The 12,726-nt window shown below is 73.4% G+C and carries 11 protein-coding genes; 7 read left to right on the top strand and 4 right to left on the bottom strand.

Annotated elements, in window-relative coordinates; translation table 11 throughout:
- Nucleotides 1-173 precede the first annotated feature (173 nt).
- The 4 genes from LG395_RS21225 (at nt 174) to LG395_RS21210 (ending at nt 4,188) form a co-directional block, all read left to right on the top strand.
- The gene (locus LG395_RS21225) at nt 174-683 is read left to right on the top strand and encodes a flavin reductase family protein (RefSeq protein WP_171158755.1); all 510 of its coding nucleotides are present in this window, start codon (nt 174-176) and stop codon (nt 681-683) included.
- Between the two features lie 231 nt (nt 684-914).
- Nucleotides 915-1,700 (top strand): electron transfer flavoprotein subunit beta/FixA family protein, encoded by a 786-nt coding sequence (locus tag LG395_RS21220; RefSeq protein ID WP_171158756.1) that lies wholly within the window; start codon nt 915-917, stop codon nt 1,698-1,700.
- Nucleotides 1,701-1,752: 52 nt separating this feature from the next.
- Complete coding sequence (locus tag LG395_RS21215; protein WP_171158757.1) at nt 1,753-2,715, top strand: electron transfer flavoprotein subunit alpha/FixB family protein; 963 nt, start codon at nt 1,753-1,755, stop codon at nt 2,713-2,715.
- A gap of 174 nt (nt 2,716-2,889) precedes the next feature.
- Entirely contained in the window at nt 2,890-4,188 is a 1,299-nt protein-coding gene (locus tag LG395_RS21210; protein WP_225810854.1) for a DUF6986 family protein, read from the top strand.
- 187 nt (nt 4,189-4,375) lie between these two features.
- On the opposite strand, the gene LG395_RS21205 is transcribed toward LG395_RS21210, so the two are convergent.
- Complete coding sequence (locus LG395_RS21205; RefSeq protein ID WP_225810853.1) at nt 4,376-5,425, bottom strand: LacI family DNA-binding transcriptional regulator; 1,050 nt, start codon at nt 5,423-5,425, stop codon at nt 4,376-4,378.
- A 212-nt stretch (nt 5,426-5,637) separates the two neighbouring features.
- On the opposite strand from LG395_RS21205, the gene LG395_RS21200 reads away from it, so the two are divergent.
- A complete protein-coding gene (locus tag LG395_RS21200; RefSeq protein ID WP_171158760.1) occupies nt 5,638-6,591 on the top strand; it encodes an ROK family protein in 954 nt (317 codons plus the stop codon).
- Nucleotides 6,592-6,899: 308 nt separating this feature from the next.
- Here LG395_RS21200 and LG395_RS21195 read toward each other — a convergent pair whose 3' ends face one another.
- Nucleotides 6,900-8,930, bottom strand: a complete 2,031-nt coding sequence (locus LG395_RS21195) for an NPCBM/NEW2 domain-containing protein (RefSeq protein WP_225810852.1) — start codon at nt 8,928-8,930, stop codon at nt 6,900-6,902.
- A gap of 195 nt (nt 8,931-9,125) precedes the next feature.
- Between LG395_RS21195 and LG395_RS21190 the strand changes: the two genes are divergently transcribed.
- Together LG395_RS21190 and LG395_RS21185 are read left to right on the top strand one after the other, a co-directional pair.
- Complete coding sequence (locus LG395_RS21190) at nt 9,126-9,317, top strand: hypothetical protein (RefSeq protein WP_171158762.1); 192 nt, start codon at nt 9,126-9,128, stop codon at nt 9,315-9,317.
- Nucleotides 9,318-9,470: 153 nt separating this feature from the next.
- Entirely contained in the window at nt 9,471-10,514 is a 1,044-nt protein-coding gene (locus LG395_RS21185) for an NUDIX hydrolase (RefSeq protein WP_225810851.1), read from the top strand.
- Here the strand turns inward: LG395_RS21185 and LG395_RS21180 are convergent.
- Together LG395_RS21180 and LG395_RS21175 are read right to left on the bottom strand one after the other, a co-directional pair.
- Nucleotides 10,484-11,218, bottom strand: coding sequence for an MBL fold metallo-hydrolase (locus LG395_RS21180; protein ID WP_225810850.1), 735 nt, complete (start codon nt 11,216-11,218; stop codon nt 10,484-10,486). The two genes, LG395_RS21185 and LG395_RS21180, sit on opposite strands and share 31 nt — an antisense overlap.
- 62 nt (nt 11,219-11,280) lie before the next feature.
- A complete protein-coding gene (locus LG395_RS21175; RefSeq protein ID WP_171158765.1) occupies nt 11,281-12,636 on the bottom strand; it encodes a dipeptidase in 1,356 nt (451 codons plus the stop codon).
- Between the last annotated feature and the right edge of the window lie 90 nt (nt 12,637-12,726).

Raw genomic sequence — 12,726 nt, 5'->3', positions numbered from 1 at the left:
CCCGGAGCCGGCTTGACTGCACGTGCCATCCATCGCCAGCCTGACCGTATGCCGACCGAACTCCTTCTCCACGGCCGGGTCCACGTCGACCTGGCCCGCACCGCGAGCGCGCGCTGTCCGGGCCGTTGAGCTGCCACGGACCCACGCCCCGACTCCCGCAGAAGGACAGTTCCATGACGGCCACGCCCGACCTCGGCACCGCCCAGCTCGCCTCCTCCGACCTGCTGCGCTCCACCTTCCGCCGGCACGCCGCCGGCGTGGCGGTGATCACCGCGCGCGGCGCGTCCGGCCCGGTCGGCTTCACCGCCACCTCCCTGACCTCCGTCTCCGCCGACCCGCCCCTGGTCTCCTTCGGCATCGGCGCCGGCGCCTCCAGCTGGCCCGCGGTGGCCGAGGCCGACCACGTGGGCGTGCACATACTCGGCGAGCACCAGAGCGAGCTGGCCGCCACCTTCGCCCGCAGCGGCGCGGACCGTTTCGGTGCGCCCACCGTCTGGCGGGAGGGCCCGGAGGGTGTCCCCGTGCTGGACGACGTGCTCGCCTGGCTGGTGTGCCGGATCGTCGGGCGGGTGCCGGCCGGCGATCACCGGATCGTGCTCGCCGAGGTGGTCCTCGGCGACCCCTCGGGCGCCGGCCGCCCGCTCCTCTACCACCAGGGCCGCTTCAACGGCCTGCGGGACTGAGCACGTCCCTCCCGGCTGCGCCGCCCCCTTCCGCGAGGCCGTCGGGCTCCGGTTACGCTGCGTTGCGAAGGTCACAGTTCAAAGCGCTTGCTTAGCGGGCAGGCAATAGGTGTACTGGTGAGTAATATTTCGTTCGGAGCGCGCGGACGCCCCGACCGGGATCGGCCGCTTGAGGCGCCTATGCTGCCTGCAAGAGGCAGCCCGAAATGACGATGCAGTAGGAGAGCCGGCGTGAGCTTGAGGATCGTTGTCACTGTGAAGTACGTGCCCGACGCCACTGGCGACCGGCACTTCGCCGATGACCTGACCGTCGACCGCGACGACGTGGACGGTCTGCTCTCCGAGCTGGACGAGTACGCGGTCGAGCAGGCCCTCCAGATCGCGGAGAACGCGGACGACGCCGAGGTCACCGTCCTGACGATCGGCCCCGAGGACGCCAAGGACGCGCTCCGCAAGGCCCTCTCGATGGGTGCCGACAAGGCCATCCACGTCGAGGACGACGACCTGCACGGCACCGACGCCATCGGCACCTCCCTGGTCCTGGCCAAGGCCATCGAGAAGGCCGGCTACGACCTGGTCGTCTCCGGCATGGCCTCCACCGACGGCACCATGGGCGTCGTACCGGCGCTGGTCGCCGAGCGCCTCGGGGTCCCGCAGGTCACCCTGCTGTCCGAGGTCTCCGTCGAGGACGGCACGGTCAAGGGCCGCCGCGACGGCGACGCCGCCTCGGAGCAGCTTCAGGCGCAGCTCCCGGCCGTCGTCTCCGTCACCGACCAGTCGGGCGAGGCCCGCTACCCGTCCTTCAAGGGCATCATGGCGGCCAAGAAGAAGCCGGTGGAGTCCTGGGACCTGTCGGACCTCGACATCGAGGCCGAGGAGGTCGGCCTGGACGGCGCGTTCACCAAGGTCGAGGCCGCGACCGAGCGTCCGGCCCGCACGGCCGGCACCATCGTCAAGGACGAGGGCGAGGGCGGCAAGCAGCTCGCTGAGTTCCTCGCGAGCCAGAAGTTCATCTGAGGCTCGCCCCCGCTGACCGCCCCTCAACTTCGTTTCGCAGGAGAGCAATCCCATGGCTGAAGTCCTCGTCTACGTCGACCACGTGGACGGTGCCGTCCGCAAGCCCACCCTGGAGCTGCTGACCCTGGCCCGCCGCCTCGGCGAGCCCGTCGCCGTCGCGCTCGGCAACGGCGCCGCCGACACCGCCGCCACGCTCGCCGAGCACGGCGCGGTGAAGGTCCTCACCCACGACGCGTCCGAGTACGCCGAGTACCTGGTCGTGCCGAAGGTGGACGCGCTCCAGGCCGCCTACGAGGCCGTCTCCCCGGCCGCCGTGCTGGTCCCGTCCTCCGCCGACGGCAAGGAGATCGCCGCCCGCCTCGCGCTGCGCATCGGCTCCGGCATCATCACCGACGCCGTCGACCTCGAGGCCGGCGACGAGGGTCCGGTGGCCACCCAGTCGGTGTTCGCCGCGTCCTTCACCACCAAGTCGCGCGTCATCAAGGGCACCCCGGTCATCACGGTCAAGCCGAACTCGGCCACCGTCGAGGCCGCCCCGGCCGCGGGCGCGGTCGAGGCCCTGTCCGTGACCTTCTCGGACAAGGCGACCGGCACGAAGATCACCGGCCGTACGCCGCGTGAGTCGACGGGCCGCCCGGAGCTGACCGAGGCCGCGATCGTGGTCTCCGGTGGCCGCGGTGTCAACGGCGCCGAGAACTTCTCGATCATCGAGGCCCTCGCCGACCAGCTCGGCGCGGCCGTCGGCGCCTCGCGTGCCGCCGTGGACGCCGGCTGGTACCCGCACACCAACCAGGTCGGCCAGACCGGCAAGTCGGTCTCGCCCCAGCTCTACATCGCCAACGGCATCTCCGGTGCGATCCAGCACCGTGCCGGCATGCAGACCTCGAAGACGATCGTGGCCGTCAACAAGGACGCCGAGGCCCCGATCTTCGAGCTGGTCGACTTCGGCGTGGTCGGCGACCTGTTCGACGTCGTCCCGCAGCTGACCGAGGAGATCAAGACCCGCAAGGGCTGAGTCTTCCCAGGGCGCGCGGCGAGGCCCCGGTGACCGGATCGGTCACCGGGGCCTCGCCGCATCCTGGTGACAGCAGGCCGGGGTCCGGACGGGGTGTTGACCAGGGGGAATCACCCAGATAACTTCGTTCTACGGATTGTTGATTCCGTACAGCGGAAAACTGGAGGGTGTGGGATGGGTCAGCAGGAGAAGGTGGCGACGAGCCTCGCGGGTGCCGTCAGCGAGCAGATCAGCGCCTCCCTCGCACCGGTCGACGCGGAGCTGGAGCGCCGCTACCCCGGGGACCCCGGCACCCGGCAGCCCGTCCACACCGTGTACGTCCCCGGGGACGCCTTCACCGCGGACACCCTGCGCTCCTGGGGCGACCAGGCGCTCGCCCTGCTCGACGAACACGCCCCGGACGCCGCCTCCTTCGCCGCGGTCCTCGGTCTGCCCGGCGAACTGGCCGAGCCGGTCCACTCCCGCGTCCGCGCCAAGCTGGAGCGCGAGCCCGTCGAGGACCTGCGTGTCGACTTCGAGGACGGCTACGGCCCCCGGCCCGACGCCGAGGAGGACGAGACGGCCGCCCGCGCCGCCCGCCTGATCGCCGAGGCGTACGCGAACGGCACGGCGGCGCCGTACATGGGCATCCGCGTGAAGTGCATGGAGGCCGCCGTACGCGACCGGGGCATCCGCACCCTCGACGTCTTCCTCACCGGCCTCATGGCGGCCGGGGGCCTGCCCGAGGGGCTGGTGCTCACCCTGCCCAAGGTCACCTACCCCGAGCAGGTCGGCGCCTTCGTCCGGCTCCTGGAGGCCTTCGAGAAGGCGCACGGCCTGGACGCCGGCCGCCTGGGCTTCGAGATCCAGATCGAGACCAGCCAGGCCATCCTCGCCACCGACGGCACCGCCACCGTCGCCCGCATGATCCAGGCCGCCGAGGGCCGCGCCACCGGACTGCACTACGGCACCTTCGACTACAGCGCCTGCCTCGGCGTCTCCGCCGCCCACCAGGCCAGCGACCACCCGGCCGCCGACCACGCCAAGGCGGTCATGCAGGTGGCGGCGGCCGGCACCGGCGTCCGCGTGTCCGACGGCTCCACCAACGTCCTGCCCGTCGGCCCGACGGCCAAGGTCCACGAAGCCTGGCGCCTGCACTACGGCCTCACCCGCCGCGCCCTCGCCCGCGCCTACTACCAGGGCTGGGACATGCACCCCGGTCACCTCCCCACCCGCTACGCGGCGGTCTTCGCCTTCTACCGCGAGGGGTTCGAGCAGGCGGCGGCCCGCCTCGCGCGGTACGCCAACCGGGCCGGCGGTGACGTCATGGACGAGCCCGCCACCGCCAAGGCCCTCAGCGGCTACCTGCTCCGCGGCCTCGACTGCGGCGCCCTCGACCTCCCCGAGGTCGCCCGCCTCACCGGCCTGACCCGCACCGACCTGGAGGGCTTCGCGTCCCCCCGCCGCGGCGGCCTGACGGCGTCCGGGCAGTGATCGCGGGCACTGGTGAGGACACGGGCCGTCCGGCGGCGGGAGCGCGTCCGCCGGCCGGGCCCCTGCGTCCGGGCCACGACGCCGGGCGGCGGCACGGGCCGAAGTCTCCGGGGTGACGAGGGCGGCGCCATCCGCGTCGCCGGCGTGCGGGGCCCGGCCCGCGCCCGCGAGACCCGCCGCGGGCCCCTCACACCGCCGGGGGCAGTTCGCCCGAGCCGCGGGTGATCAGGCGGGTCGGCAGTTCGATGCGTTCCGGGGCGAGCAGGGTGCCCTCCAGCTGACGGAAGAGGCGTTCGGCGGCGGTGCGGCCGAGGGCCGCCGCGTCCTGGGCGACGACCGTGACGCCGGGCTGGAGCAGATCGGCCAGCTCGATGTCGTCGAAGCCGACGAGCGCGACCGGGCGGGAGTGCTCGGCGAGGACCCGGATCACGGTGACCGTCACCCGGTTGTTGCCGGCGAAGATCGCGGTGACCGGGTCGGTCCCGGACAGCATCTCCTCCGCGGCCCGGCGCACCCGCTGCGGGTTCGTCGCGCCGAGGGACATCCAGCGCTCGTCGACGGTTATGCCCGCGTCCTCCATGGCCGCCCGGTAGCCGCGCAGCCGCTCCGCCGCGGTGTGGATGCGGGGCATGTCGCCGATGAACCCGATCCGGCGGTGTCCGTGCGCGAGGAGGTGGGCCACCCCGTCGCGGGCGCCGCCGTAGTTGTCGGACAGCACGACGTCCGCGTCGATCCGTCCGGCCGGGCGGTCCACGAACACGGTCGCCACGCCCGCCCTGATCTCCGGCTCCAGATAGCGGTGGTCGTCCCCGGCCGGGATCACCACCAGACCGTCCACCCGGCGCGCGCACAGTGCCAGCGCCAGCTCCTGCTCGCGCTCCGGGTCCTCGGCGCTGGAACCGTTGATCAACAGCGCGCCGTGCGCGCGGGCCACCTCCTCGACGGCGCGGCTGAGCGGACCGTAGAACGGGTCCGCGAGGTCCTCCAGCACCAGGCCGATGCTCGCCGTGCGGCCCTTGCGCAGCACCCGGGCGCTGTCGTTGCGGCGGAAGCCGAGCGCCTCGATCGCCTCCTGTACCCGGCGCTCGGTGTCCGGGGTGACCCCGGGCTCGCCGTTGACCACCCGGGAGACCGTCTTCAGCCCGACCCCGGCGCGCGCCGCCACGTCCTTCATCGTCGGACGGTTGCCGTACCGGTTACCGGGAAGTCGGTCTGCTCGGCGGGTGGTCTCGGGCACGATGCGTCTGTCCTGTCTCTCGTCCGACTCGTCCACGGGGGGTGGTGCGCGATCCGTGGGCTTGTATGAGGATGTGGCGTCGAGCATAGAGCCTGGACAACGTTGTCAGATGCGCGAGAGACTGTCCACCGCTGTCTCCGGCCCGCGCCCCCACCGCTCGACCGGCCTGCCTCTCTTTGGTTTTCAAGCTTGAACGGGGAGATCTGACTCTGATGCACACCGACCTCGTGGCGGCCCTGGACATCGGCGGCACCAAGATCGCCGGCGCGCTGGTGGACGGCGGCGGCCGGATCCTGGCCAGGACCCAGCGCGCCACGCCCGCCCAGCAGGACGGCGAAACGGTCATGCGGGCCGTGACGGAGGTGCTCGGCGACCTCGCCGGGTCCCCCCTGTGGGAACGTGCGGGCACGGTCGGCATCGGCAGTGCCGGGCCGGTCGACGCCTCCGCGGGCACCGTCAGCCCGGTGAACGTGCCGGGCTGGCGCGACTTCCCGCTGGTGGACCGGGTGCGTACGGTCACCGGGGGCCTGCCGGTGGAGCTGATCGGCGACGGTGTCGCGATCACCGCGGCCGAGCACTGGCAGGGCGCCGCACGCGGCCACGACAACGCGCTGTGCATGGTGGTCTCCACGGGGGTCGGCGGTGGCCTGGTGCTGGGCGGACGCCTGCATCCCGGTCCGACCGGCAACGCCGGGCACATCGGCCACATCAGCGTGGACCTCGACGGTGATCTCTGCCCGTGCGGCTCGCGCGGCTGCGTGGAGCGGATCGCAAGCGGCCCCAACATCGCCCGCCGGGCCGTCGAGCAGGGCTGGCGCCCGGGGCCCGACGGTGACACCTCGGCCGCCGCGGTGGCCGCCGCCGCCCGCGCGGGCGACCCGGTGGCCGTGGCCTCCTTCGAGCGGGCGGCGCAGGCGCTGGCCGCCGGCATCGCGGCCACCGCGACCCTGGTCGAGATCGACATCGCGGTCATCGGCGGTGGCGTCGGCAAGGCGGGCGACGTCCTGTTCACGCCCCTGCGCAAGGCCCTGACCGACTACGCGACCCTGTCCTTCGTCCGGCGCCTCACCGTCGTCCCCGCGCAGATGGGCACCGACGCGGGCCTGGTCGGGGCGGCCGCGGCGGCCCTGACCCGCACCCCGGACCCGGCGACGGCGAGCCGCTAGGCGCCGCCGCTTGGCGGCAGCGGCACGGCGGCGAGGCATCGGGGGGTCGCCGGGCGACGGCTCGGCGGGCCTGGCTTCCGACGAGCCCCGGGCCCGGCTTCGGACGAGCCCGGGCCCCGGCTTCCGGCGAGCCCCGGGCCCGGCTTCCGGCGAACCGGGGGCCCGGCCGCCGAGCCTTCGGTGGAGGCCCGGACCCGCCCCCCCGAGCCTTCGGCGGAGGCCCGAACCCGGCCCCCCGAGCTTTCTCGGGAGGCCCGGCCCGGTTCCCGGGACGGCGCCCGGCACGTCCCGGAGCGGGGATCGCGGGGTCAGCAGGTGAGCCGGGCGTTCGCCCAGTCCGCGTGGTCCGAGTCGACGCCGTCGTCCCCGTCCGTGACGACCAGCCGTACCACCTGGGCGCCGGTGACGTCGGCGGTCAGCGGCTGGGCGGGCATCGCGTTGGTGAGGACGCCGGTGGAGGCGGCCTTCGTGCCGTCCGCCCAGATCTCGAAGGCGACGGTGCCCTTCGTGCCCTTCTCGTCGTCCACGCCGACCTCCGCCGTGACCTTCTCGCAGGCCCTGCCGGTGTAGAAGGAGATGTCGCTGGACGCGTGGACGCCGAGCCCCTTGGCGTACACCGTCCCGCCGATGGTGAGCGGATTGCCGTCACCGGCGGCGCTCTCCCCGTTGCTGGTGTTCCGCTCCACCGGCCCCCAGCCGTTGGTCGCCGACAGCCACGGCAGATCGCCGAGGTACGACGTCCCGGCGGGCGGCGGCACGACGACGGACGCGGTCAGCGGAAGGGCGCTGGTGACCGGTGTGCCGGACGGCGAGCGGTACCGCGCCGTGAGCGTGAGGCCGTAGGAGCCGGCCGGTGTGCCGGACGGCGCGGTCACCCGCCAGCCGGTGCGCAGCGCGCCACCGGGGGCGAGCGCGGAGGCCGAGGTCGCCGAGGTGGGCCGTACCGTCCAGCCGGCGGGGCCGGTCAGCGACACGGAGACCTGCCGCGCGGGTGTCCGGCCGAGGTCGGCGACGGTGCTGGTGAACGTGGCGGGGGAGGCCGCCTCCAGCAGTGTGCCGCCGTCCAGGCCGAGTTCGACGGCGGGCGGATGGACGGCCCAGCGGGGGTCGGCCGAGACGCGCACCAGGACCGTGCCGTGGGCCGGGACGGTGGCGGCGATGGTGCCGGCGGTGTTGTACGTGCGGTGCTGCCACAGGTCGCGCAGGGCGTAGGCGTCGGCGTCCGGCAGGCCGACGGCACGCGCGCTGGTGGCGATCCGCTGGGCGGTGCCGGACTCGTTGAAGAGGGCCACCGCGCGGCTGCCGTCCTTCATCTCCTTGGCGACGACCCAGCGCCCGCCCCCGGAGGAGACGACGGTGCCCTGCTTGCCGAGCGGGTCCTGGTCGACGGCGATGACCTCCTTGTTGCCCAGGATGTCGTAGGTCGCCGGGGTCGCCTTGCGCAGGTCGGTGCCGATGAGCAGGGGCGCGGCCATGACCGACCAGAGCGAGAAGTGCGAGCGGTACTCGGTGTCCGTCATGCCGCCGTTGCCGACCTCCAGCATGTCGGGGTCGTTCCAGTGACCGGGGCCGGCGTAGGGGGCGAGCGGGAGGTTCTGCTTCAGGATCGACAGCATCGAGCCCCAGTTGTCGCTGATGTCGCCGGTGGTCCGCCACAGGTGGCCGACGTCCGAGGCCCACTCCCAGGGCTTGTTCTGCCCCCACTCGCAGATACTGTAGACGATGGGCCGCCCGGTCGCCTTCAGCGCGTCCCGCATGGTCCGGTAGCGCTGCTGGGCGTCCACGCCCTGGTTGTTGCAGTTGTCGTACTTGAGGTAGTCCACGCCCCAGTCGGCGAACTGCCGCGCGTCGCTGTACTCGTGGCCCAGGGCGCCCGGGAAGCCGGTGCTGTCGCAGGTCTTGGTGCCGGCACTGGTGTAGATGCCGAGTTTGAGGCCCTTGGCGTGGACGTAGTCGGCGACCGCCTTGATCCCGTCGGGGAAGCGGGCGGGGTCGGGCACCAGCTTGCCGTTCGCGTCACGGTCCGGCAGGGCCCAGCAGTCGTCCAGGTTGACGTACTGGTAGCCCGCGTCCTTCAGGCCCTTCTCCACGAAGAGGTCCGCGATCCCCTCGACCATGGACGCGTTGAAGTCGGCGCGGCAGTGGGTGGAGTTCCAGTTGTTGAAGCCCATCGGCGGGGTGAGGGCGAGCCCGCCGGCGAGGGCGGGCGCGGCGGGGGTCCGGGCGGGGGCCGCCAGGGCGGGGGCGGCGAGGCCCGCCGCGCACAGCAGGCCGGCGGTGAGCGCTCCGGCCACTCTTCGGCGTGTGGTGCGGGTCGTGCGGGTGTGAGGGTGACGCATCGTTGACGTTCCTCCGACTCGCGGGAACGGGATGACTGCATGTACGCGTCATCAGTGCGCGTTTACGGTAGGACGTGTCTGACTGTGTTGGAAGGGGGCTGTCAGATGTTCGTCTCTGTTTGTTTGGCGAAGCCCAGGCGGGGCGTGCGCGAGCCGAAGCGTGACTCCCGCCCCCTCCGCGCAGTTGATCAGCGCATGAAGAAGCGCAGCATGCTCGCCCTCGCCACCCTCGCCACCGGATTCGTCGTGGCCGCCGTCACCCCGTCCCACGCGGCGGACGAGGCCCCCCTCGGCAACCTCGGCGTCTCGGACACCCTCGACTCGGCCGGCCACGTCGTCGCCCAGGACAGCCTGGACGTCGACCACGGGGCGCTCGGGCACGAGTAACCCCGACGGCCTACGGCGTGCGTGCCGGCGTCCCCGCCGCAGGGGGCGCCGGCACTCCCGTGTGCGCGCGGACAGGCGCCCTCAACGGGAGGGGGTTTCCGTGGCAGGGTGGAGCGGGCAAGCCTCAGGGGGCCGACACAGGAGGGGGAGTCCGTGACCGTCGTCTGGATCAACGGCGCGTTCGGTGCGGGGAAGACCACCACGGCACGCGAACTGATCGAACTGATCCCGAACAGCGCGCTCTTCGACCCCGAGGTCATCGGCGGGGCGCTCACGCACCTGCTGCCGCCCAAGCGCCTCGCCGAGGCCGGCGACTTCCAGGACCTGCCGATCTGGCGCCGGCTGGTGGTCGACACCGCCGCCGCGATGCTCGCCGAGCTGGGGGGCACCCTCGTCGTGCCCATGACCCTGCTCCGCCAGGAGTACCGGGACGAGATCTTCGGTGGTCTCGCCGCCCGCCGGATCACCGTGCACCATCTGCTGCTGGCCCCGGCCGAAACGATCCTGCGCGAGCGGATGGCCGGGCGGGAGATCCCGCCCGACCCGCCCGACGGCCAGATACGCGTACGGCAGTGGTCCCACGACCACATCGAGCCGTACCGCGCCGCCCTCGCCTCCTGGCTCACCGCCGACGCCCACCCGGTCGACACCAGCGGCCTCACCCCGTACGAGACCGCCGTCCGCATCGCCGACGCCGTCGGCAGCGGCACCGTGCCCGCCTGTGACATCGTCCAGACCCCCGAGCCGACCGCCGAGACGCTCGCCGCCGGCGTGCTGCTCTTCGACGAGCACGACCGGGTACTGCTGGTCGACCCCACGTACAAGCCCGGCTGGGAGTTCCCCGGCGGCGTGGTGGAGCGCGGCGAGGCCCCGGCCCGCGCCGGGATGCGCGAGGTCGCCGAGGAGACCGGGATACACCTGCGCGAAGTGCCCCGGCTGCTCGTCGTGGACTGGGAGCGGCCTGTGCCGCCCGGGTTCGGCGGGCTGCGGCTGCTGTTCGACGGGGGCCGGCTGGCGTCCGGGGAGGCGTCCCGGGTGCTGCTGCCCGGCCCGGAACTGCGCGCCTGGCGGTTCGCCACGGAACAGGAGGCCGCCTTGATGCTGCCACCCGTCCGTTACGAGCGGCTGCGCTGGGCGCTGCGCGCCCGGGAGCGGGGCAGCGCGCTCTACCTGGAGGCGGGCGTACCGGTCGGCTGATCCGGCGCCGCGACGATCGAGCGGAGCGCGGCGCCGGCGCCGCTCAGCACCGGATCGCCGTGGCCGAAGCAGGCCACCTCCGCCCCGAGGTCCGCCAAGCGCCCGATCGAGGCGAGCAGCCGGGCCCGGTCCAGGTTGAACACCCCCGCCATCGGCGTCCCGTCGTCCGATGCCGCCGCCACCGTGTCCCCGGTGAAGAGCACACCGTGCGCGGGCAGGAACAGCGCGATGCTGCCGTCGGTGTGCCCCGGGACGTGCACCACCCGCGCCCCGCCCCCGAAGCCGAGGACGTCTCCGTCCGTCACCTCGGTGAGGGCGGCCGGGGGCACCGGCGGGCCCTCGGGCAGGTGCCGGGCCGCCTCCGCGTGCACCGGCAGCTCCCACTCCTCGAAACGCGGTGGCGGACCGGGCCGCTCGCCCCGCACGAAGGGGGCGTCCAGCAGGTGCGCCAGCACCTCGGCGCCGCTGAGCGCGGCGAACTCGCCCGCCCCGCCCGCGTGGTCCTCGTGGAAGTGGGTCAGGACGACGCGGCGTACGTCCTCCGGGGCGCGCCCCAGAGCGGTGATCGCGCCGGTGATCGTCCGGCCGGAGCCGATCGGGCCCGCGTCGATCAGGGTCAGGTCGCCGCCGTCGCGCCAGAGATAGGCCTGACCGACCGGAAAGCGCAACAGGTGCAGGCGGGGCAGCAGTTCGACGACGTCCATGCGCCGACCGTAGGGAGGGCCTCCGCCGGCCGGCGAGGGCCCTCTGCCACGGGCAGAACGGTTCAGCCCGCCGCGTAGTTGCGCAGGAACAGCGCCTCCGCGACCGACAGCCGCTCCAGCTCCTCGGGGGACACGCTCTCGTTGACCGCGTGGATCTGCGCCTCCGGCTCGCTCAGCCCGATGAGCAGGATCTCCGCCTCCGGGTAGAGACCGGCGAGCGTGTTGCACAGCGGGATGGAGCCGCCCTGGCCCGCGTAACTCATGGTCTCGCCGGGGTAGGCCACCGCCATCGCGTCGGCCATCGCCTGGTAGGCGGGGCTGGAGGTGTCGGCGCGGAACGGCTGGCCCTGGCCGATCTGCTCGATGGCGACCCGGGCGCCCCACGGGGTGTGCGCCTCGATGTGCGCCTGGAGCAGCTTGCCGGCCTCCGCCGCGTCCACGCCCGGCGGCACCCGCAGGCTGACCAGGGCGCGGGCGCTCGACTGCACCGACGGGGTGGCGCCCACGACCGGCGGGCAGTCGATGCCGAGGACGGTGACCGCCGGGCGAGCCCAGATGCGGTCGGCGACCGAACCGTCACCGATCAGCTCGACCCCGTCCAGCACCTTGGCGTCCGTGCGGAACTGCTCCTCGGCGTACTCCAGGCCGTCCCACCCGGCCGTGGCGTCCAGGCCGTCCACGGTGGTGGAGCCGTCCTCGGCGCGCAGCGAGTCCAGTACCCGGATCAGCGCGGCCAGCGCGTCCGGGGCGGCGCCGCCGAACTGGCCCGAGTGCAGGTTGCCGGCCAGGGTGTCGATCCGCACCCGGACCAGGGTCATACCGCGCAGCGTGGTGGTCACGGTCGGCAGGCCGGCCCGGAAGTTCCCCGCGTCGCCGATGACGATCGTGTCCGCCTTGAGCAGCTCGGGGTGCTGCTCGGCGTACCGCTCCAGGCCGCCCGTGCCCTGCTCCTCCGAGCCCTCCACGATCACCTTCACGTGCACCGGGACGCCGCCGTTCGCCTTGAGGGCGCGCAGCGCGAGCAGGTGCATGATGAAGCCGCCCTTGCAGTCGGCGGTCCCGCGGCCGTACCAGCGGCCGTCCCGCTCGGTCAGCTCGAACGGCGGGGTGGCCCAGCCGGTCTCGTCCAGCGGGGGCTGCACGTCGTAGTGCGCGTACAGAAGAACCGTTTTCGCACCCTCCGGGCCCGGCAGGTGGCCGTAGACGGACCGCGTGCCGTCCGGGGTGTCGAGCAGGGCCACGTCCGTGAAGCCCTCGGCGCGCAGGGCGTCGGCTATCCAGCCCGCGGCGGCGTCGCTCTCGCTCTTCGGGAACTGCGTGAAGTCCGCCACCGACCTGAAGGCGACCAGTTCGGCCAGCTCCGCCTTCGCCCGGGGCAGCAGCGAGGCAACGGTCTCGGCGACCGGATTCGACGGCATGGGCACGCTCCTCGTAGGTGCGACGTTGTACGGGATGGAGCGATCCTCCCACAGTGGCCTGCGCGGACGGCCGCCGTAGGATGCGACAGG

The organism is Streptomyces spinosus, assembly GCF_020400655.1.
Classification (GTDB): domain Bacteria; phylum Actinomycetota; class Actinomycetes; order Streptomycetales; family Streptomycetaceae; genus Streptomyces; species Streptomyces argyrophylli.
The sequence above is the reverse complement of the archived record's forward strand: the minus strand, read 5'-3'. Positions and strand labels throughout refer to the sequence as shown.